The following is a 20,355-nucleotide window of genomic DNA, read 5'->3' as shown; positions in this document are numbered from 1 at the left end:
CTGCTGTGGGCGGATTTTTGTTTTTGCGGGGTATGGGGATGATCGAGTTTCACGGTGTCGAGAAGGTGTTTCCCGGGCGGGGCGGCGGTCCCGAGGTTCGCGCTCTCGACGGGATCGACCTTTCCGTCGGCCGCGGCGAGATCTTCGGGATCATCGGCCGCAGCGGGGCGGGCAAGAGCACGCTGATCCGCGTGGTCAACATGCTGGAGCGGCCGACCGCCGGGCGGGTCACGGTCGACGGGGTCGACATGGCGGCGCTGGACGGTTCCGGCCTGCGCGCCGCCCGGCGCGGCATCGGCATGATCTTCCAGCACTTCAACCTGCTGTCGTCGCGCACCGTGTACGACAATGTGGCGCTGCCGCTGGAACTGGCCGGGCTGCGCAAGGCGGAGATCAAGGCGAAGGTGGAGCCGTTGCTCGACCTGGTCGGCCTCGGCGACAAGCGGGACCGCTATCCCGCCGAGCTGAGCGGCGGCCAGAAGCAGCGGGTCGGCATCGCCCGCGCCCTGTCCAGCGAGCCCAAGGTGCTGCTGTGCGACGAGGCGACCTCGGCGCTCGACCCGGAAACCACCACGTCGATCCTGCGCCTGCTGGCCGACATCAACGAGAAGCTCGGCCTGACCATCGTCCTGATCACCCACGAGATGGCGGTGATCAAGGAGATCTGCCACCACGTCGCCGTCATGGAGGCCGGCCGCATCATCGAGCGCGGCGACGTGTTCGACGTGTTCACGGCGCCCCGGCACCCGACGACCCGCAGCTTCGTCTCGGCCGTGGCCGGGGCCGAACTGCCGGAGACCCTGGCCGCCCGGCTGGTGGCGGAGCCGCTGCCCGGCGGCAACCCGGTGCTGCGCATCACCTTCAAGGGCGCCATGGCCAACACGCCGATCATCAGCCAGCTGACCCGGCGCTTCGGGCTCGACGTGAACATCCTGCACGGACGGATCGACCATATCCAGGGCGCCCCGTTCGGCATCCTGGTGGTCGAGGCGGTCGGCGGCGCCGAGGCGGTGCAGTCCGCCATCTCGTTCATCCAAGTCAACAACCTGTCGGTAGAGGTCCTCGGACATGTCCCCGCAAGTCTACGCGCTGCTGGTTAACGCCACCGTCGAAACGCTCTACATGGTGGGCCTGGCAGCGCTGCTGGGCACCCTGCTGGGGCTGCCGCTGGGCGTGCTGCTGGCGACCACCGGCCGGGGCGAACTGCTCCAGAACGTGGCGTTCAACCGGATCGCCGGCGTGGTGGTCAACGCCACCCGATCCACCCCCTTCATCATCCTGGTCGTCGCGATCATCCCCTTCACCCGGCTGGTCGCCGGCACCTCGATCGGGACCTCGGCGGCGATCGTGCCGCTGACCGTGGCGGCGATCCCGTTCATCGCGCGGCTGATCGAGGGCGCCATCCGGGAAGTGGACCGCGGCCTGATCGAGGCGGCCGAGGCCATGGGCGCCACGCCGCTCCAGATCATCGCCAAGTTCCTGCTGCCCGAGGCGCTTCCCGGCATCGTGCTGGGCCTGACGCTCGCGGTGGTGAGCCTGATCGGCTACTCGGCCATGGTCGGCGCGGTCGGCGGCGGGGGCCTGGGCGATCTGGGCATCCGGTACGGCTACCAGCGCTTCCTGCCGGAGGTGATGGCCGCCGTGGTCCTGGTGCTGATCGTGCTGGTCCAGATCGTCCAGAGCCTGGGCGACCGGCTCGCCCGCAAGCTCAACAAGCGGGCCATCGGAACCCGCTGATCAAGACGAACAACGAATTCGACAGCTTGAAGTCCGATAGCCTGAAATCCAACAGCCTTAAGAAAGTGGGACCCTCATGAACATCCCGTCCGCCAAGATCCTGTCCCGGCGTTTCGGTGCCGCCCTGGTCGGCGCCGCCGCCATCGCCCTCGCGGGCGCGGCCTCCGCCGAGACCGTCCGGGTCGGCGTCTCGGCCGGCCCGCACGCCCAGATCCTGGACGCGGTCAAGCCGATCGCCGCCAAGCAGGGGCTGGAGATCAAGGTCATCGAGTTCACCGACTACGTCATTCCCAACGCGGCATTGGCCGCCGGCGAGATCGAGGCGAACTCGTTCCAGCACCAGCCCTACCTGGACAACCAGGTCCAGGACCGGGGGTTGGACCTGGTCTCGGTCGGCAAGACCGTGGTGTTCCCCATGGGGATCTACTCCAACAAGGTGAAGAGCCTGGCCGAGCTGCCCGAGGGCGCCACCGTCGCCGTGCCGAACGACCCGACCAACGGCGGCCGCGCGCTGCTTCTGCTGGAGGCCGAGGGCGTCATCAAGCTGGCCGAGGGCGCCGGGCTGAAGGCCACTCCGATCGATGTCGTCGAGAACCCCAAGGGCATCCGCATCGTCGAGCTGGACGCGGCGCAGCTTCCCCGCTCGCTGGGCGACGTGACGGCGGCGGCGGTCAACACCAACTACGCGCTGGAATCCGGCCTGAACCCGCTGACCGACGCGATCGCCCGCGAAAGCGCGGATTCCCCCTATACCAACGTCATCGCGGTGCGCGAGCAGGACAAGGACAAGCCCTGGGTCAAGCAGCTGGTGGAATCGTACCACTCGCCGGAGGTCAAGCAGTTCGTCCAGGACAAGTTCAAGGGCTCGGTGGTCGCCGGCTGGTAACCCACGGCTGTCCGGCACGGCGATTGCTTATTACGGGAAAGGGTTAATCGCGGGCAGAAGCACTCCGTTTTCGTCATGGCCGGACTTGATCCGGCCATCTTTCGCGGGAAGCATCGAAGCCTCCGTGCCTTGAGATCCGCGGGTCAAGCCCGCGGATGACGAACCGAAGGAGAAAACGGTCGCCAGGAATGTTCTCAATAGGTGATTAGCAAAAAACGTGCCGGACAGCCGTAGATCAAGTCCGGGCATGACGAAAAGGGGAGCGCTTCAGCCCATGATTGAGCCTTTTGAATATAACGCAAACACCGTGCCGGACAGCCATGCTGGTGACCCGGCGATGACGTGGCGCATGCCCCAACGGGCGGTTCAGCTCCGCCGGGTCATCGCCTTGACGATGTAGACGGCCCTCACCGCGTCGGCCCCGACCACCTCGCGCAGCAGGGCCAGGATGCGGCTCTTCATGTCGGTCAGCGTTTCGGCCGATACGTTGCTGCTGCCGGGGATCGGCGTCGGCGTGACGCGGGTCAGCAGCAGGTCGCGGATGCGGGGAAGCTGCTCCTCGATCCGGGTCACGGCGGCGGCGTCGGTCGCCTGGACGTCCAGAACCAGGTCCAGGCGGCCGACCATGCTGCGGTCCTCCAGAAGCAGGGGCAGCGTCAGGTTGGTGATCGGCACGCTGAGCGAAACCGGCCCTTCCTTCTTCTCGGACGCCTGCGCCTCGGATGCAGGGGCGGCGCAAACGAGGACGCCCGCGAGGACGAGGCCCGCGCGCAGGAACTTCACGAAATCGCTCATGGACGCACCGTTGACGGGGGGATCGGGTAGCCGTTCCCTTCCATACACCGGCACGGGCTTACCAATCGTGAAGAACCGGAAAAGAAAACCCTCTCAGGCCAGCAGCCCGCCCGCCCTCACCCACCAACCGGGATGGCCGCTCACCAGGCCGGCGGCCGCGGCCTCGGCCCCCTCCCGGTCCGCATAGAGCGCGAAGCAGGTGGCGCCGCTGCCCGACAGGCGGGCGAGCAGGCATCCCGGCGTCCGGCCCAGCGCTTCCAGCACGTCGCCGATCTCCGGAACCAGGATCCGCGCCGGGGCGGTCAGGTCGTTGCCCCGGCCGGCCAGCAGCCTCGCCAGGGCTGCGGCGTCGGCCGGCGGTTCCCCGTCGAACCGGGCCGGGGCGGAGAACGGGCCGCTCCGGGCCTTGAACACCGCCGGGGTCGCCAGCGGCGTTCCGGGGTTCACCAGCACCACGGCGCAGGCCGGCAGCGGCGGCGCCGGATCGACGATGTCGCCGATCCCGCCGAAATAGGCAGACGTGCCGCTCAGGCAGACCGGCACGTCGGCCCCCAGCCGGGCCGCCAGCGTTGCCAGCCGGGAGTCGTCTCCGCCGATGTCCCACAGCCGGGCGAGCGCCCGCAGGCAGGCGGCGGCGTCGGCCGATCCGCCGCCTATGCCGGACGCCACCGGCAGGCGCTTGGTCAGGGTGATCGTGACGCCGGGCTCGTCCTTCCCCAGCGCTCGCGCGAGCAGGACGGCGGCCCGGGTCACCAGGTTGTCGCCGGCGGCCTCCACGGCCAGGGCGGGCGCGAAGGGGCCGTCGATCTCCAGCGTCAGGCGCTCGGCCGGGCGAACCGTCACGGTGTCGTGGATATCGGCGAAGGCGACCAGGCTGTCCAGTTCGTGATAGCCATCCGGGCGGCGGCCGAGCACGTGCAGATAGAGGTTGAGCTTCGCCGGGGCGTGCTCGACGATCACGGGCCGGTCGAAGGTCATCGGGCGGCGGGCTGGCCTTGCGCGGAACCTTGGGGAGCCGGGGACTGCGGAGCCGGCGCGTTCAGGTCGGCGGCGGTCTGGTGGCGCGGCAGCCCGTTGTCGAGCTTGCCCTGGATCGCCCTGGCCAGTTCGGCCTCCTCCGCGTTCTGAAGGGCGCGGCGCCACTGGAAGCGAGCCTCCGCCCGGCGGCCGACCTGCCAGTAGGCGTCGCCCAGATGGTCGTTGATGGTCGGGTCGAGCGGCTTCAGCTCCACCGCGCGTTCCAAGTGGGTGACGGCGCCGCCGAAATCGCCCAGGCGGTAGAGCGCCCAGCCCAGGCTGTCGATGATATAGCCGTCGCTCGGCTTCAGCTGGACCGCCCGCTCGATCATGGACCGGCCGCGATCCAGGTTCATGCCCCGGTCGATCCAGGAATATCCCAGGTAGTTCAGCAGCAGCGGCTGGTCGGGGGACAGTTCCAGCGCCCGCTGAAGGTCCCGCTCGGCCTCGGTCCAGCGCTTGGTCTTATCGTATGAGATCGCGCGCGTGTAATAGAGCAGCCAGTGGCGCGCCTGCGGTTCGCCGAGCCGCGACAGCGCGGCGTCGTAGGCGGCGATCGCCTGGTCGAACCGCTCGGCCCCGCGCTGCACGTCGCCCAGTTCGATCAGCGCATCGGCCCGGTCGGGCCGTTCGGCCGCCATGGCGTCCAGCAGGGCCACGGCCTCGTCTGTCCGGCCCAGCTTCTCCAGCAGTCCGGCGCTGCGCAGCCGGGCGGTCCAGCGCAGCCCGTCGCCACCTCCGACGGCGGCGTACTCCGCCAGTGCCGCCTCATGGCGGGTGCGCTGTGCCAGGATGTCGCCGATCATCAGGCGGGCGAGCGGCAGGTCGGCGCGCAGATGGACCGCGATGCGACCGTACATCAGCGCCAGTTCGCCCGCCCCCTCCTGGTTCAGGGCGCTCGCGATGTCGAACAGCGCCTCGGCGATGCCCTGGCGCGGATCGGAGACGGTCGGAGCCGGCTTCTCGCCGCGCGCCAGCCGGTCCAGGTCGGCTTGGAGCAGCAGGGTGCCGGGATTGTCGGCGATGAACTTCCCATAGAGGGCGCGGGCTTCCTCCGGCCGTCCGGCCCGCTCGAAGAATCCCCCGACCGTCTGGACGATCCGCAGCGGCGCCCCGGCGCCGATCGCCTTCAGGAACCAGCTCTCGGCGGCGACGGCGTCGCCCGTGTGCTCCGCGATCAGCCCGGCATGGAAGTTGTGCAGGACGGCGAAACCCTGCGCCTTGGACATGGGCTCCAGCGCGGCCCAGGCGGCCGGCAGGTCGCCCCGGCCGACGGCGATCCAGGCCAGCATGATCGGCTCGACATAGCGGGCCAGCGCATCGTCGGTCCCCCCGGCAAGCCGCGCCTGCGCCTCCGCGAAGCGGCCGGCGATCACGTCGTCGGCCGCCAGCAGGGTCGCCGCCAGATGGTTGCCGGGTTCCGCCGCGGTCAGCCGGCGGGCCAAGCCGGCGGCATCGCCGATCCGGCCGTCGCCCAGTTGCAGCAGGTATGTCCGCCGCAGCAGCGCCAGGTTTTCCGGATCGTCGGCCAGCGCCCGGGCCATGAACTCGGCCGCCGCGGCCCAGTCGTCGGCCTGCTGCGCGTGCCGGCCGGCGAGGTAGCTGCCGGTGACCGTCGTGACCGCGGACAGGGTCTCGGCGGACAGGCGGCCCTCGGTCCCCTCCTGCGCCGTCATCGCGCGGGCGGGAGCCGGCGTCCCGCCGGCGGCGAGGGCTCCCACGATGGTACTGGCGAGAAAGCCGCGCTTCAGAGCGACGAAGAGAGTGTTCATGCCGTCCTCATCCTGCCCCGGCCGAGCCGGTCCATCCATTCCTGATGGACTATACCGTAGCGGTCAACTCCTTAAGCCATCAATAACCACGTTGCCGCCCGACGCCATCGCCTCGATAGGGTCGGAGATCGGCTGAACCGCCGTGGCGAAGCTGGACCGGAACTCGGCCAGGGTGGCGCCTTCGAACCTGGCGGCACCCTCGGCGAAGACGGCGTCGATGTCGGCATAGAGCCGCTCGATCGCGTCGGCGTCGCGGAACGTCGGACTGCCCCCCGGCATGAACTCGGAGGAGTGCAGCATGAACTCCACATGGGCGGCCCCGGCCGCCGCCTCGGACCGCACCAGGCTCATCATGGCGGCACCGTTCCTGCCGTTCGGGCGCAGCCAGTAGTTCTTCAGCATCCGGTTGAGCAGTCGCGCCGGGACGCCGCCCTGCTGCAGGTAACCGCCGAAGACGTCGCGCAACGCCAGCGGCAGGCGCTTGGACACCGTCATCGGGACTTCCAGCAGCTGCGACTGGCCAGGCCGGCTGATGTCGGCTGGATCGACGAAATAGGGAACGTCGGGATAGCCCTGATAGTTGGTGCCGCCGCCGCCGGCCGGATTGCCCGGGGTCCCGCGCCAGTCCACATGCGGCGTCACCGAGCAGTCGGCCAGGTAGCCGTGCTCGATCAGGATGCCGGCATAGGTCTCGTTCATCGCCCACCGGCCGGCGCGGTGGCTGGTGATCGGCGTATCGAACACGTCCTGCAGCAGCTTGGTCATATAGTCGATCTTGGCCCTCATGGCCTCGACCGGATACTCGATCAGATACGGCTTGTACTTGTGGTCGTCCCTGGTGAGCGGCACCAACGGCGGGGAGTCCCACGCGTGCAGGTGCATGCCGATCTCGCCCCGGCCCCGCGCAAGGACGTCCCGGCCAAATTCGACGAAGGCCGGCGAAACGGCCATCTCGTGGTTCACCAGGTATGTCGGCTTCAGCCCGTGCCGTTCACAAAGATCCTGGAACCGCGGCAGATACGCAGCATTGCGCGTCGTGGTTTCACGCAGGCCGTCCCATATGTTATCGCCCTCGGTATCTATCGTGATGATGAATTTACCCAACGAATGTTCCCCTGGGCTGAAATTGCCTGCATAGACAACCACGAAAACAGCTGTCTGTCCCCATTCTACGAAGCAATACATTGCTTTGGTAGGAGGAAGTTACCAAGTTACCCGCTATTTCACTTAAAGCGTCAGGAATGCCCTACGAGGGCCGGCAGCCGGAAGAAAATCGGCTACCCCGATCGCAGAAAACGTTTGCACCTCCCTGTTATGCTTTTTATTTCGGGCGTAAAAAGCCAGCAAACGTTTCTTCGATCAGAACAGATGTTTAATTCAAAGTATTTCAATACACTGTCGCTCTTTCAGTAATTTACGATATCCACTAAGCAGGACTAGACTTGCGGGCGCGTCGCTCACCTTATACGAAGGTGCCGGGCATGGTTCCACCCGATAAGCCAGAAGCCCCCGCCCTCGATTCATCTATCGATGGAACGGGCGGCTGCAGAAAAAACCTAATGTAATGATGAAAAAAGCGGCAGAACTACTTCGGGTCCGCCGTTGTCGCCGTCTTCACCAGGAGCGGACCGGCCCGACGTCCACATGGACGAAATCGCTCTGGGGATAAAAGCCGACGCCGCCCGCCCGCAAGCGCAGCGCCGCGCGCCTGACCATCCGGGAGTCGATTCCCGGCGCCCGGATGTCGATCGCCATCCCGCGCATGTGGAAGCTGCTCCGGGCGACCCCGCCGCCGCCGGTCTCCCGCAGCATCTCGTTGGTCTCCGGCGAGCGGTAGCCGGAAATGACATGGAGCGGGGCGCGAACGCCGAGCCGGGACTGCAGCGCGTGGAGCGTGTCCAGCAGTCCGGGGTCGATGGGGTGTACCGCGTCGGTGCGGTGGTCCCGCAGGATCCTGTCGATAGCCCGAAGCGCGTCGCGCTGGTAACGCCCGCGGGTCCAATACTCCGTGGTGAGGCGCTCGCCGGTGTGGGTGTTCAGGAGCGACACCCGGCGGGGCGTGGCGACGCGGCTGGCGGCCAGAGCCTGCACGGGATCCAGGATGACTGCGGTGGCGGCGGCAAGACCAAAGCCGAGGAATGAACGCCGCCCGACCGCATCTGCCCGGCACTGCTCCGCGCGTTCGTCCCGCATCTTCCCGCCCCCAGCAAAAAAACGCCTAAAATTCCAAATAAATCCCCGCGACGGTATCAATATGTCGTCGCGACGGCCCCAGCATTGCCGGGGCGGGTTAAGCAAAGGTTTACATACACGGGAGAAGCCGCTGATACCGCAACATTCCAGCGGCCGCGGAGTGACCATTTCGAGACATGGCGAGAGTGCCGGGTCTTCCGGCGCGGGCGGGACGCGCCAGGGCGACCGGCGCAGGCGGGTCAGTTCACCGCCTGCGCCACCGTCTGCTGGACCGGCAACCGTTTCATCAGGGCGCTCATGAAGGCGCCGTCGCGGTCGTAGATGTCGTCGCGGAACTGGGTCCGGCCGGCGTCGTCGACGAAGACGGTCTGATAGGTCAGGTGGACCGGGACGGATTGCCGCAGCCAGACGGTCTTCGTTTCCCCGGCGTCGAGCACCTGCCGGCGACGCTCCGCCGTCCAGTCCTCCATCCCCTCCAGCAGGAACCGGGCCAGGGCGTCGGGATCGCCGACGCGGACGCAGCCCGACGACAGGCCGCGGGCGTTGCGGTTGAACTTGTCGCGTGCCGGAGTATCGTGCAGGTAGACGTCGAAATCGTTGGGAAACATGAACTTGACCTGGCCCAGCGAGTTCTTCGGCCCGGGGTCCTGGCGCATCCGGTACCGGGTGATCCTGGGCCCGACGCCGCGCCAGTCGATCCCCCGCGCGTCGAGCTTCCGGGCACCGGCCGCCCAGCTCTCGTACAGGGTGATGCCGTGCTCCTTCAGGTAGCCGGGATTGCGGATCAGCTTCGGCAGGATGTCGTTGCGGGCGACGGTCGGCGGGATCGTCCAGGTCGGATTGAACACCAGATGGTTGATGCGGTGGCTGAACACCGGCGTCGGCCGTTCCACGGTGCCGACGATCACGGGCATGCGCAGCGGCTCGACGCCCGGGGCCACCGCCTTGAGCGTATAGCCGGGTATGTTCACCATGACGTGCCGCTCGCCCAGGTCGTCCTCCAGCCAGCGCCAGCGTTCCATGTTGGCGATGATCTGGCCGACCCGCCGGGCCGCGGGGACGTTGAGGGCAGCCCGCGTCGAGACGCCGACCACGCCGTCCTGGTCGAGGCCGTTGTAGGACTGGAACCGCTTCACCGCCGTCTGGAGCGGTGCGTCGTAGAACGTGGAGGAAAGGTCCTTTCCGGCATAGTCGCCGGTCGCGGCGAGGCGCCGCCGCAAGGCCGGCACGCCGGCATCCTGCATGCCCGGCTTCAGCACCGGCCCGTCGCCCGCGGCGGGCCAGCCGCCGCCCGCCGCGACCGCCCGGTAGTGCTTCAGCACCTCGCGCAGGGCCGCGTACTGGGAATGGTGCGGCGTGAAGCCGGCCAGGAAGGCGGCGAGGTCGGGCGCCGCCAGGGCGGCCCGCGCGATCTCCTGCGGGTCCAGGCGAGGCGGCACCGCGGCCAGTTCAGGGGCGATCTGCCGGGGCGTCAGGCGCCCGGCGCGCAGGTCGACCGCGTATTCCATGACCGCGTCGGTGATCAGCAGGTCCAGGTCGGCCAGCGTCGCCAAATCGGCCATGCCCTGCCGCCGCTCGATCGCGTCGGGATGGTAATGCTGCGGCTCCAGCCCTTCCCGCTCCGCCTGCCTGACCAGTGCTACCAGCCCGGGTGCCGCCGGAGCCAGGCCGGCAGCCTCGGTCCAGGCCGGATCGAAGCCGCGCTCGGCATAGAATCGGCGGAGTGCCGCGAGATTGCGCAGCCGCTGGCCGTCCACCTCGAGCGGACCGTCCTTGCTGAGCCGGCGCGCGATCGCGACATCGGCTTCGGTCGCCTCGGCCAATGCCGGAAGGAACGGCTCGACCGCCTGCGCCGGCGCGGGAGCCGCGCCCGGCAAGCCGCCGCCGAGAGCGCAAAGGACCAGGACTCTACGGAAAAGGACTCTCATCGACTTTCCACCACCACTCTTTCGGCTTGACTATACACCTAAATGAAGTGGTAGGCACCTTGGTTCCAACTTTGTCCCGGATCGTGGCCCGGGGACCACGTCGGGCAGGCTTCGCGGGCAACCGTAAAAACATAAGGGTTTATTGTTCTGTAATGAATTACGGCCATTCTGCACGCAAAGCATGAGCGGCCACCAGGTGGCTCGCCTGGCGCTGCGATCCGCCGACGGAAGACGATGACGCCCGAATTCTTGCAGGATGCGTTGGACAAGCACTCGCGCTGGGTCAGGGGTCTGGCGGGCGGGGCCTGCGCCGATCTTTCCCTGTCGAACCTCGAAGGACTGGATCTCCGGGACGTCGATCTGCGCGGCGCCATGCTGGGCGGCGCCAAGCTTGCCAGGACCAACCTGGCGGGCGCGAATCTGTCCGGCGCCGACCTGTTCTGCGTCGACCTGCGCCACTGCGACCTGCGCGGCGCCGATCTTTCCGGCACCGATCTGCGCGGCGCCCGGCTCCATTCGGCGGACTGCACCGGGGCGAACTTCCGGGATGCCGACCTGCGCGAGGGAACCCTGGTGCCCCCCGCCGACGGCGGCCCGCCGGACCTGACGGCCATGCCGCGCGCATCCCGGCACGGCCTGCCGACGCGGGACAGGACGGCGCCGTCCCGGCTGCCGGTGCCCGCCGGACTTTGTTCGCGGACGGACCTGACCGCCGCGTCGCTGCGGCGCGCCGACCTCACCGGGGCGGACCTGACCGGGTGCAACCTGCAGAACGCGGATCTCAGCGAAGCCGACCTGACCGGCACGAACCTGTCGGAATGCCGCCTGTGCGGTGCGAACCTGGATGGCGCGGCCCTGGTCGGCACCCGGTTCCACAACGCCGACCTGGTCGGCACCCGCCTGTCCGGCTGCGACCTGACCCATGCCGACCTGGCGGGCGCTCATTTCACGAAGATGCTGGACACCCTGGGGCTGGAGATCCATCGGGTGATCAACAACCACGAGCGCTGGATCGAGAGCGGCGGCGCGCGGGGCGCCCGGGCCGAACTGGACGGCGCCGACCTCAACCGCGTCGACCTGCGCAACGTCAACCTGAGCGGCGCCACCCTGCGCGGAGCGTCGCTGGTCAAGGCCCTGCTGGCGGGCGCCAAGATGATCATGGCCGACCTGTCCGGCGCCAACCTCGAAGGGGCCAACCTCAGCGGCGCCGATCTGTCCGGCGCCAACCTCAGCTACGCGCGCCTGGTCGGCGCGGACCTGCACGACGCGCTGCTGTGCCCGGCCCAGATCCTGGACGGCAACGGCAAGCCGGGCGGCCGGATCTGGGCGACCTCCCTGCTCGGGGCGGACCTGCGCCGGGCCCATCTGGTGGGCACGCTGCTGGCCTCGGCCAATCTCAGCGAGGCGAACCTCGACCTTGCCGACCTGGAGGGCGCCGACCTGACCGGCGCCAAGCTGCCCGGAGCGACCTATCTCCGCTGATCGGACCGGTGCGGCGTCTCGCCGGTTGCGCACGCATGCAGCCTGCAGCTAAAAAGGACGCATTGTCCTGGACCTATCCGGAAACGACGCGTGTCCGCAACGGTTCCATCCACCGGGTCCTGCAAACGCGCTCTCGCCGGCCTCGCGGCGCTGGCGGCTGCCGCCCTGCCGGCCTCCGTCGGCGCCGGGCCGTCCCTGACCGACACCGGCGGGGCCGGGCTGCTGCAGGTCCCCGGCGCCCGCATGCTGCCGCCCGACACCCTGGCCACCGGCGCGGCCTGGACGCCGCTGTACAGGCACGGCTTCGTCACGCTCCAGGCCCTGCCGGACCTGGAGGCGACGCTCCGGCAATCCACCGGAATCGCGACCTATCAACGTCCCGGCGGGCAGTCGGGCGGGCTGGACCTGAAGCTCAGGCTGCTGCGCGAGAACGCCGCCCGGCCCGAGGTCTCGATCGGCGCCCGCGGCCTGTTCCAGAGCGGCGGGCAGGCCGCCCGCTATCTCGTGATGAGCCGGCGGTGGTTCGACACCGACTGGACCCTGGGGCTCGGCTGGGGCCGGTTCGGACAGGGAAACCTGTTCGGCTCCGGCCTCTCGCCGATCGGCGGTGTCGAAGTCCGGACCCCGGTCGATGGCCTGTCGCTGAAGGCCGATTATACCGGCGATCCGCTGCGGGCCGAGCGGGCGGCCCATCCCGGCCTGTCCCGCCCCTTCCCAGTGAATGTCGGGCTGGCGTGGCGTCCGCTGCCCTGGATCGAGGTCGGCGCCGGGCTGGAGCAGGGGCATTTCGCCATGCTGCGGGCAGCGCTCGTCCTCGACGCCGCCGGGCTGGACGGTCGCGCCTCCGCCGCTCCGCCCGGGAAAGACGCCCACCCCCCGCTCGGAGCCCGCCCGGCCCGGACGACGCCGCGAACCGCCGAACGGCGCATCCTGGCGGCGCTCCGCTCCGGCGGGCTGCCCGCCCGGGCGGTCAGGGTCGACGACGGGGAGGCCACGGCCTGGCTGGACGAGGTTCCCGACGGGCCGCCCGCCCGCACGGCCGGCCGGGCGGCCCGGATCATGGCGGCGCGCGCGCCGGCGGAGATCGAGCGGCTCACCGTGGTGCTCGGCCCGGCGGAGTTGAACGGGACCGCAGTGTCCATCCTACGCGCCGACCTGGAGCGCGCCAGCCGCCATGCCGGTTCGCCCGCCGAAATCTGGCGGACGGCGGAGCTGAACCGGGCCGGGAGCACCGACGCCCCGCCCCGGGCGCCGGGCGAGCGCTGGGACTTCAGGCTGACCCCGCGGCTCGAACTGGGACCCGCCTTCCGGTCCGGTCCGCCGGCCCACCGCGCGACCTTCGACGCCGCCGTGGTGAGCGGGCTGTCGGGCGGCTTCGTCACCGGCGCCGGGCTGCGCTTCAACCTGGGCAGCGATCTGGCCGGGCCGCAGGCCGGTGAGCGCGACGAGCCCGACGCGGGCCTGCCCACGGTGCGCGGCGATATCGCCCGGTACGCCGACGGCGTCGCCGTCACGGCCGACCACCTGTACACCGCGTGGCTGTGGAACCCGGTCTCCGACTGGCATACCCGCCTGTCCGCGGGACACCTGGACGAGATGTTCGGTGGCTGGGAAGGCGAGGTGCTGTACCGGCCGTTCGGCGCCCGCTGGGCGGTCGGCGTCGATGCCGACCTGGTGGCGAAGCGGGTTCCCGGCAACCTGCTCTATTTCGAGGCCCAGGGTTACGCCTCGGCCCATGCCAGCCTGTATTACGAGAGCGGCGACGGCCTGACCCACGGTACGATCAGGGCCGGCCGCTACCTGGCGGGCGACCTCGGCGCGACGGTGGAACTGAGCCGCGCCTTCGAAGGCGGCGTGCGCATCGGCGCCTATGCCACGGTCACCGATGCGGGAACCGGGGCGATGGACCAGGGGATCAGCATCCGCATACCGCTCGGACTGCTGCCGGGACCCCTTTCCGGCCCGGGCCGCGGGCTGGCATCGGAAGTCGCGGTCAGATCCCTGGGGCGGGACGCCGGCCAGAGGGTCGACCAGCCCTTGCGCCTGTACGACCTGACCGGCCGTTCCGGCGTCGGCCGGATCATGGGGACCTGGAACCGCCTGCTGGAGTGAGGCGGCCGGACGGCGGGCTCCGGGGACCTGGTCATTGCTGGACGGTGACGGCGCCGGTCACGGGGTCGATCACGACGTTGATCCAGACGCCCTCGACGGTCCGCACCTCGGCCGCGTAAGTCTCGCCGATCTTGCGGAAGTTGCGCATCTCCGCGAAGCCCATGCCGCCGAAGCGGTTCAGCAGGCTGGTCTGCACCAGCTCCATCTCGCGCTGGTCCTTGTCCATGCGATCGGCGACGGACGGGCGCCCCTGCTCCAGGCTGAGCTGGGTCCCGGTCGAGGCGCCGGAAGAGGGAGCGGTCGGGGTTGCCGGCGGAGCCTGCGTCCGGCCGGCGGACAGACCCGTGGGCATGCCGCTCGGCTGCATCTGGCGGTTGGGGGTCGCAGTGACGCCGGGCGCCGCTTCCTGGCCGTAGGGCTGCGCGGGAGCGGACTGCTGGGCCGCCACGGGCCCGGCGGCACCGAGGATGATGGCTCCGAGCATGACGGGAACCGCCATGACGGGAGCGCGATTCGCTTTCACGATGAAATCCTCCTCTTTCTTGCGACAGGTCTATGCACCAGGGCGGTCGGACGGGGGAAAGCCTCGAACGCTGCCGAAGATCCCGTCCCCGGATTCCGGCGGACTACCCGCCCAGCAGGACCTTGCCGGGACGGCCGGAAGATTCCGCGGCCATGACCGCGTCGCGGATCTCGGCCAGATCATAGACGGCGGCCACCGGAAGATCGATCCCCCCTTCCGCCAGCAGGCCGAAAACTTCGGAAATCGCGTCGCTTCGCACGTCGTCCGGCGCCTTGCGAGCCCAGTCGGCCAGCCAGAACCCCCTGATCGACAGGGTCTTGAAGATCATGTCGGACACCGGGACCGGGATCGGCTCGCCGGACATCAGGCCATAGACCAGCATCGTGCCTCCGGGCGCCAGCGCGCTGGCCGCCGCGGCCCCGACCGCGCCGCCGACCGCCTCGATCGCGCCGTCGGCACCCCGGCCGCCGGTCAGTTCCAGCACGCGCCCGCGCAGGTCGTCGTCCGCGGTCGAGACAATGGCGTGGGCGCCGAGCGGCATCAGCTCGTCGGCCTGGGCCGACCGGCGGACGGTGCCGATCACCTTGAAGCCGAGACGCCGGGAGAGCTGGATGACGATGCGCCCCAGGGCGGAGCCGGCTGCCGTCACGAGAACGGTATCGCCCGGCTTGAGCTTCAGCTCCTCCACTGTCATGAGCCACGCGGTGACCGGGTTGACGAAGGCCTGCGCCGCGACCTGGTCGGGCATGGCGTCCGGGATCGGGAGCAGCGCCGCCGCCTTGACGCAGGCGTATTCCTGCCAGGCCGGGCTCCCCAGCGGCATGACCCGGCTGCCGACCGTCAGGCCCGGCCGCTCCGCGACGCCTTCGCCCAGCTCCTCGATCACCCCGACGCCTTCCATCCCGGCGGTCGCCGGCAACTGCGGCAATTGCCCGTAGAGGCCGCGGACCTGGAGCAGGTCCGCCGGGTTGATCGAGCGCAGCCGGAGGCGCACCAGCGCCTCGCCGGGACCGGGCCGGGGTTTTTCCCGCTCTTCCAGGAACAGGACGTCGGACGGCTCGCCGAAGCGCTCGTATCGAATACTTCGCATGGCCAGGCTTTCTCTGGTTGAGTGGATTCCAATACGTTAACCATCACAGGCGAAGGCGGTTGCGAACAGTCCCGGAGAACCGCTGCGGTTTCCGCAATTTCGGCGAGTCCTTGTGGGAACACAGGGACATGGCCGGCGTTAATCAGCCGAATGGGCAGGATTGCCCTGTCCGGGCGGACACTGAGGAGCCCCCACCGATGAGCATCAGCGAGCGTGCAGACATCCACAGGATGGCCACGAAGATCGCCTTGTCGTATGCCCGATCCCACAACGAGACGTTCGACGCCTTCCCGCAGCTTTTCCGCACAGCCTACCATGGGCTGCTCTCCTGCGCCGAACCGCCGCGGGAAGCCGCCGCCCCGCAGCGGAAGGCGCCCGGCCCCGCCAAGCCCGCGGCCCCGCGCGGACGGCCGCCCCGCCGAGACCGGCGCCGGCGCGGGTGACGGCTCCGCCGAAGCCCCCGGCCGCGGCCAAGACCACGCCGCAGCGGACCGGCACCAACGGGACCGGCCGCGGCCGGCCGACATGGACTCCGGCCAACGCGCTCAGCAAGGCGAAGACAGGCACGAGGAGTTGAAAAGGAAAATTTTGAGTCGCAAAGGGAACGCGGCACCGACCTTCAATGTTAACGGTGCATAACTTCGGTAGTCACTGGATCAAGGCCGGATGTCGAATAGTTCTTCGTCCTCCCAGGAGTAAAGCGGAAGGTATCCGCCGCAGATCCTCCAGCCATGATCGACATGATTGCCGTCGTACAGCGGATGACGGGCTGGATCGGTGCCGCCGGACCGTCGTTTCCTGCAATACCCGGCGCCGGGTCCGAACGAAGTGGGGTTCGGACCGATTCTCTATCCCAATGCCTCTCGATGTTTAGCCTCGCACTGTCAAGGGCGGTGTTCCCCGAAGGGGACGCCGCCCTCTTTCTTGGGCGCGTTCGTCGGAGCCATGGACGCACCCCTTCGTCGCGCGGCATAGTGACCGCTGGACAGATTGGCGGACCGGCTTAGCGCGCAGGCGAACCGATCCGCGGGTTTCAGCGATCAGTCAGGTGATGATGAGCGAAAATCAGCCGAACCTCGCCCTGGAAGGCGTGGCCCCGGAGAGAGTCGATTGCGTGGTGATCGGCGCGGGAGTGATCGGGCTGGCGGTGGCCCGCCAGCTGGCGCTGGCCGGCCGGGACGTCGTCCTGCTGGAAGGGTCGGACTGCATCGGCAGCGGCACCAGCTCGCGCAACAGCGAGGTCATCCATGCCGGCCTCTATTATCCCAAGGGCAGCCTGAAGGCGCGGCTCTGCGTCCGGGGCCGCGACGCGCTCTACGCCTACTGCGCCGACCGGGGCGTTCCCCACCGCCGCTGCGGCAAGCTGCTTGTCGCGACCGACGAGGGCCAGCGCGGCAAGCTCTCCGAGATCGACGCCAAGGCCCGGGCCAACGGCGTGACCGACCTGGAATGGCTGAGCGCCGCCGACGTCGCGGCGCTGGAGCCGGCGCTGCACACCGTCGGCGCCCTGCATTCCCCGTCGAGCGGGATCGTCGATACCCACGGCCTGATGCTGGCGTACCAGGGCGAGCTGGAGGACCATGGCGGCATGGTGGCCTTCAACAGCCCGGTCGCCGGCGGGCGGGTCACCGACGACGGCATCATCATCGAGACGGGCGGCCCGGAGCCGTTCCGCCTGCTCGCCAATCTGGTGGTCAATTCGGGCGGGCTGTTCGCCCAGGAGATCGCCCGGTCGATCCAAGGCGTCCCGGCGGAGACGATCCCGCCGATCCATCTAGCCAAGGGCAATTACTTCTCGCTGGCGCGGCGGGCGCCGTTCAGCCGGCTGATCTATCCGGTGCCGGAACCGGGCGGCCTGGGCGTCCATCTGACGCTCGACCTGGCCGGGCAGGCGCGGTTCGGCCCCGACGTGGAGTGGATCGACCGGATCAACTACGACGTGGACATCCGGCGCGCCGACAAGTTCTACGGAGCGATCCGCCGCTACTGGCCGGACCTGCCGGACAATGCGCTGCAGCCAGGCTATGCGGGCATCCGGCCGAAGCTGGTCGCCGCCGGAGCGGCCGACGCCGACTTCATGATCCAGGGGCCGCGCCAGCACGGCGTGCCGGGCCTTCTCAACCTCTACGGCATCGAATCGCCCGGCATCACCGCCTCGCTCGCCATCGCGGCGGAGGCGGAAGCGGTACTGCTGGAGCGTGAGACGGCGCCCCTCCAGGCCTGAGCCGGCCAGGCGCGCCCCGCTTCGCATGGTATCGACCGGAGAGGCGGGTGCGGCCGGCGGCGAACATCGGGGTGAACCGGATGGGCTTCCCGATAGCCGAAAGTTGCTCTTGGGCGACGAGACGCCCTGTGTTACTTCGAATAGGTCAGTCTTGATCAAAGGAAAGTCGCTCGGCAATGAAGGCAATCCGACGAACGTTGATTATTTTCGGCCTTTGCTTCAGTACTATTCCCGCATATGCCGCAACGCCGGATCGCACTGTACTTGCCCTTGAAACCTTGGCCAATTCCGGAAGCACCCGGGCGCAGTTCGAGTTGGGCCGGCGGCTTGAGAACGGCGTCGGCGTCGCCCTCGATTACGGCAGGGCGTTCAATCTGTACTGCCAGGCAGCATCGAAGGGGCATCCGATCGCGGCATACCGGCTCGCCCGGCTCTATCTCACCGGCAAGGGCGCGCCGCGCGACCAGGCCATGGCGGCCGCCTGGGTCCGCCGCGCGATCGAGTTGGGCCACATCGAGGCCCGCGAGCTGACAACCCAGGTCGCGGGCGTCAGGCAGGTCCAGCCGCCGGGCTGCTACGTCCCCGGCGTCCGCGGCGCCGGCCACCTTCCCGCTCCGGCGAAGATCGAGAAGATGGTCCGGTCGATGGCGCCGACCTATGGCCTCGACCCCGATTTCGTGCTGGCGATCATGCAGATCGAATCCGGCTACCGGGCCGACGCCGTGTCGCCGCGCAACGCCCAGGGGCTGATGCAGCTGATCCCGGACACGGCGGAGCGGTTCGGGGTCAAGGACCCCTTCGACCCGAAGGAGAATATCCAGGGCGGGATGCGCTACCTGCGTTGGCTGATGGCCTATTTCCGGGGCGACGTGGCTCTGGTCGCCGCCGCCTACAATGCCGGCGAGGGCGCCGTGGAGCGCCACCGCGGCGTTCCTCCCTACCGCGAGACCGAGGCCTATGTGAAGCGCCTGAGCGGCGTCTACCCGCGCAAGCGTCATCCCTACGAACCCAGCATCGCCAAGGCGTCCGGAGTCTTCGCCTCCTCCGAGGTGGCCGAACTGGACTGACCCGGCCCCAAGCCCGGGATTGGGGCGAAACCAAGGTATTTCCCGTGCCCGGCGGATAATCCGCGCCATGGCCCTATGTATCGGATCGTGCCTTCCCGAACCTGGAGCAGATCCGATGCGAGATGGAGCGTCGACGTGGATGTCCGCCGCGCGCCATGCCGTCCTGGCCGGCGCCCTGTGTCTCGCCGCAGTCCCGGCCGTTGCCGACATGGCGGCCACCGAGGCGCTCCGGGACGCGGTGACGGAAGACGGCGTCATGACTCATCTCCGCTCGTTCCAGCGGATCGCCGAGGAGAACGGCGGCAACCGGGCCGCCGGACGGCCCGGCCACGAGCAATCCGCCGACCATGTCGCGGCCATGCTGGAAGAGGCCGGCTACGCGGTCCGCTTCGAAGAGTTCGAGTTCCCCTTCTTCGAGGAGAACGCGCCACCCGTGCTGACCGCGCCGGGCATCGCGATCGAGCGGGACCTGCTCAGGACCCTCGCCAATTCCGGCAGCGGCGACGTGACCGCTCCCGCGGTCCCTCCGTCGGGCTCGCCGCTCGCCTGCGAGGCGTCCGACTTCCAGGGCTTCACCCGCGGCGCCGTCGCCCTGGTCCAGCGCGGCACCTGCACCTTCCAGACCAAGGTCGGCCACGCCGCGGCGGCCGGGGCCAAGGGCGTCGTGATCTACAACGAGGGCACGGAGGGGCGCACGGGCGCCTTCCGCGGCCAGTTGGGCGATCCGGCGCCGGTCCCGGTCGTCGGCGTCCCGGCGGACTATGGCGCGCGGCTGCGCGAGGCCCGGCCGGAGATCCGGCTGGCGGTCGATGCCCGCACCGGCACCCGGTCGAGCCGCAACGTCCTGGCCGACGGGCCGGAGGGGACCACCGGAAAGACCGTTCTGGTCGGAGCGCACCTGGACGGCGTGCCCGAGGGACCGGGCATCAACGACAACGGCAGTGGCTCGGCCGTCGTCCTGGAGACCGCGCTCCGCATGGCCGGGCTCGGCGAGGGCGGGCTCGGTGGCGGCGAGCCCCCGGCCAACCGGGTCAGGTTCGCCTTCTGGGGCGCCGAGGAGGTCGGGCTGGTCGGCTCCCGCCACCATCTCCAGTCCCTGACGGAGGAGGAGCGCGGCAGGCTGGCCGCCGTGCTCAACTTCGACATGCTGGGCTCGCCCAATCCGGGCCGGCTGATCTATGACGGCCCGGCCGCGATCGCACGGGTGTTCAGGGACTATTTCGCCTCGATCGGGCTGGAGGCCGGATCCACCCCGATGCGCGGCGGATCGGACCACGCGCCCTTCGCCCGGGCGGGCATCCCGACCGGCGGGCTCTATACCGGCGCCGGGGAGATCAAGTCGGAGGAGTCGGCCGCCCGGTTCGGCGGCACCGCCGGGCAGCCGTACGACCCCTGCTACCATCAAGCCTGCGACGACCTGACGAACATCGACGCCACCGTGCTCCACCAGATGGCAGACGCCGCGGCCCATGCCGTGCTCACGCTGGCCCGCGATCCCGAAGCGGGGAAGGACCGCGAGCCCTCGTGAA

General features: G+C 69.3%; 17 protein-coding genes. 9 read left to right on the top strand and 8 right to left on the bottom strand.

The window, feature by feature from the left end; translation table 11 throughout:
- Positions 1-38: 38 nt before the first annotated feature.
- The 3 genes from DPR14_RS03750 to DPR14_RS03740 all read left to right on the top strand — a co-directional run bounded on the left by DPR14_RS03750 (position 39) and on the right by DPR14_RS03740 (position 2,623).
- The gene (locus DPR14_RS03750; RefSeq protein WP_158043981.1) at positions 39-1,100 is read left to right on the top strand and encodes a methionine ABC transporter ATP-binding protein; all 1,062 of its coding nucleotides are present in this window, start codon (positions 39-41) and stop codon (positions 1,098-1,100) included.
- Positions 1,069-1,737, top strand: a complete 669-nt coding sequence (locus tag DPR14_RS03745) for a methionine ABC transporter permease (protein WP_158043980.1) — start codon at positions 1,069-1,071, stop codon at positions 1,735-1,737. Before DPR14_RS03750 ends, DPR14_RS03745 begins: the two co-directional genes overlap by 32 nt.
- Before the next feature lie 76 nt (positions 1,738-1,813).
- Positions 1,814-2,623, top strand: a complete 810-nt coding sequence (locus DPR14_RS03740) for a MetQ/NlpA family ABC transporter substrate-binding protein (protein ID WP_158043979.1) — start codon at positions 1,814-1,816, stop codon at positions 2,621-2,623.
- 366 nt (positions 2,624-2,989) lie between these two features.
- Here DPR14_RS03740 and DPR14_RS03735 read toward each other — a convergent pair whose 3' ends face one another.
- The 6 genes from DPR14_RS03735 to DPR14_RS03710 form a co-directional block, all read right to left on the bottom strand.
- Complete coding sequence (locus DPR14_RS03735) at positions 2,990-3,418, bottom strand: flagellar basal body-associated FliL family protein (protein WP_158043978.1); 429 nt, start codon at positions 3,416-3,418, stop codon at positions 2,990-2,992.
- A gap of 93 nt (positions 3,419-3,511) precedes the next feature.
- Positions 3,512-4,396 (bottom strand): 4-(cytidine 5'-diphospho)-2-C-methyl-D-erythritol kinase, encoded by an 885-nt coding sequence (locus DPR14_RS03730; RefSeq protein WP_158043977.1) that lies wholly within the window; start codon positions 4,394-4,396, stop codon positions 3,512-3,514.
- A complete protein-coding gene (locus DPR14_RS03725; protein ID WP_158043976.1) occupies positions 4,393-6,207 on the bottom strand; it encodes a tetratricopeptide repeat protein in 1,815 nt (604 codons plus the stop codon). Before DPR14_RS03725 ends, DPR14_RS03730 begins: the two co-directional genes overlap by 4 nt.
- Positions 6,208-6,270: 63 nt before the next feature.
- Entirely contained in the window at positions 6,271-7,311 is a 1,041-nt protein-coding gene (locus DPR14_RS03720) for a polysaccharide deacetylase family protein (protein ID WP_158043975.1), read from the bottom strand.
- Positions 7,312-7,821: 510 nt separating this feature from the next.
- Positions 7,822-8,400 (bottom strand): peptidoglycan L,D-endopeptidase MepK, encoded by a 579-nt coding sequence (gene mepK / locus DPR14_RS03715; protein ID WP_158043974.1) that lies wholly within the window; start codon positions 8,398-8,400, stop codon positions 7,822-7,824.
- A gap of 239 nt (positions 8,401-8,639) precedes the next feature.
- Positions 8,640-10,328, bottom strand: a complete 1,689-nt coding sequence (locus DPR14_RS03710; RefSeq protein WP_158043973.1) for a L,D-transpeptidase family protein — start codon at positions 10,326-10,328, stop codon at positions 8,640-8,642.
- Between the two features lie 234 nt (positions 10,329-10,562).
- On the opposite strand from DPR14_RS03710, the gene DPR14_RS03705 reads away from it, so the two are divergent.
- Together DPR14_RS03705 and DPR14_RS03700 are read left to right on the top strand one after the other, a co-directional pair.
- Positions 10,563-11,810, top strand: a complete 1,248-nt coding sequence (locus DPR14_RS03705; protein ID WP_158043972.1) for a pentapeptide repeat-containing protein — start codon at positions 10,563-10,565, stop codon at positions 11,808-11,810.
- A gap of 90 nt (positions 11,811-11,900) precedes the next feature.
- Positions 11,901-13,922 (top strand): YjbH domain-containing protein, encoded by a 2,022-nt coding sequence (locus DPR14_RS03700; RefSeq protein ID WP_192499255.1) that lies wholly within the window; start codon positions 11,901-11,903, stop codon positions 13,920-13,922.
- Between the two features lie 31 nt (positions 13,923-13,953).
- Here DPR14_RS03700 and DPR14_RS03695 read toward each other — a convergent pair whose 3' ends face one another.
- Together DPR14_RS03695 and DPR14_RS03690 are read right to left on the bottom strand one after the other, a co-directional pair.
- A complete protein-coding gene (locus DPR14_RS03695) occupies positions 13,954-14,445 on the bottom strand; it encodes a hypothetical protein (protein ID WP_158043970.1) in 492 nt (163 codons plus the stop codon).
- Positions 14,446-14,548: 103 nt separating this feature from the next.
- Positions 14,549-15,535: a zinc-dependent alcohol dehydrogenase family protein gene (locus DPR14_RS03690; protein ID WP_158043969.1), complete on the bottom strand. Its 987-nt coding sequence runs from the start codon at positions 15,533-15,535 to the stop codon at positions 14,549-14,551.
- A gap of 197 nt (positions 15,536-15,732) precedes the next feature.
- Between DPR14_RS03690 and DPR14_RS03685 the strand changes: the two genes are divergently transcribed.
- From DPR14_RS03685 to DPR14_RS03670, 4 genes are all read left to right on the top strand, one after another.
- Positions 15,733-15,978 carry a hypothetical protein gene (locus tag DPR14_RS03685; RefSeq protein WP_158043968.1) on the top strand — a complete coding sequence of 82 codons (246 nt, stop codon included), beginning with the start codon at positions 15,733-15,735 and terminating at the stop codon, positions 15,976-15,978.
- 608 nt (positions 15,979-16,586) lie between these two features.
- Positions 16,587-17,759: an NAD(P)/FAD-dependent oxidoreductase gene (locus tag DPR14_RS03680; RefSeq protein WP_246148810.1), complete on the top strand. Its 1,173-nt coding sequence runs from the start codon at positions 16,587-16,589 to the stop codon at positions 17,757-17,759.
- A 278-nt stretch (positions 17,760-18,037) separates the two neighbouring features.
- The gene (locus tag DPR14_RS03675; protein ID WP_192499254.1) at positions 18,038-18,826 is read left to right on the top strand and encodes a transglycosylase SLT domain-containing protein; all 789 of its coding nucleotides are present in this window, start codon (positions 18,038-18,040) and stop codon (positions 18,824-18,826) included.
- 139 nt (positions 18,827-18,965) lie between these two features.
- On the top strand, positions 18,966-20,354 hold the full coding sequence (locus DPR14_RS03670) for a M28 family peptidase (RefSeq protein ID WP_192499253.1): 1,389 nt from the start codon (positions 18,966-18,968) through the stop codon (positions 20,352-20,354).
- Position 20,355 lies beyond the last annotated feature (1 nt).

Source organism: Skermanella pratensis (assembly GCF_008843145.1).
Taxonomy (GTDB): domain Bacteria; phylum Pseudomonadota; class Alphaproteobacteria; order Azospirillales; family Azospirillaceae; genus Skermanella; species Skermanella pratensis.
The sequence above is the reverse complement of the archived record's forward strand: the minus strand, read 5'-3'. Positions and strand labels throughout refer to the sequence as shown.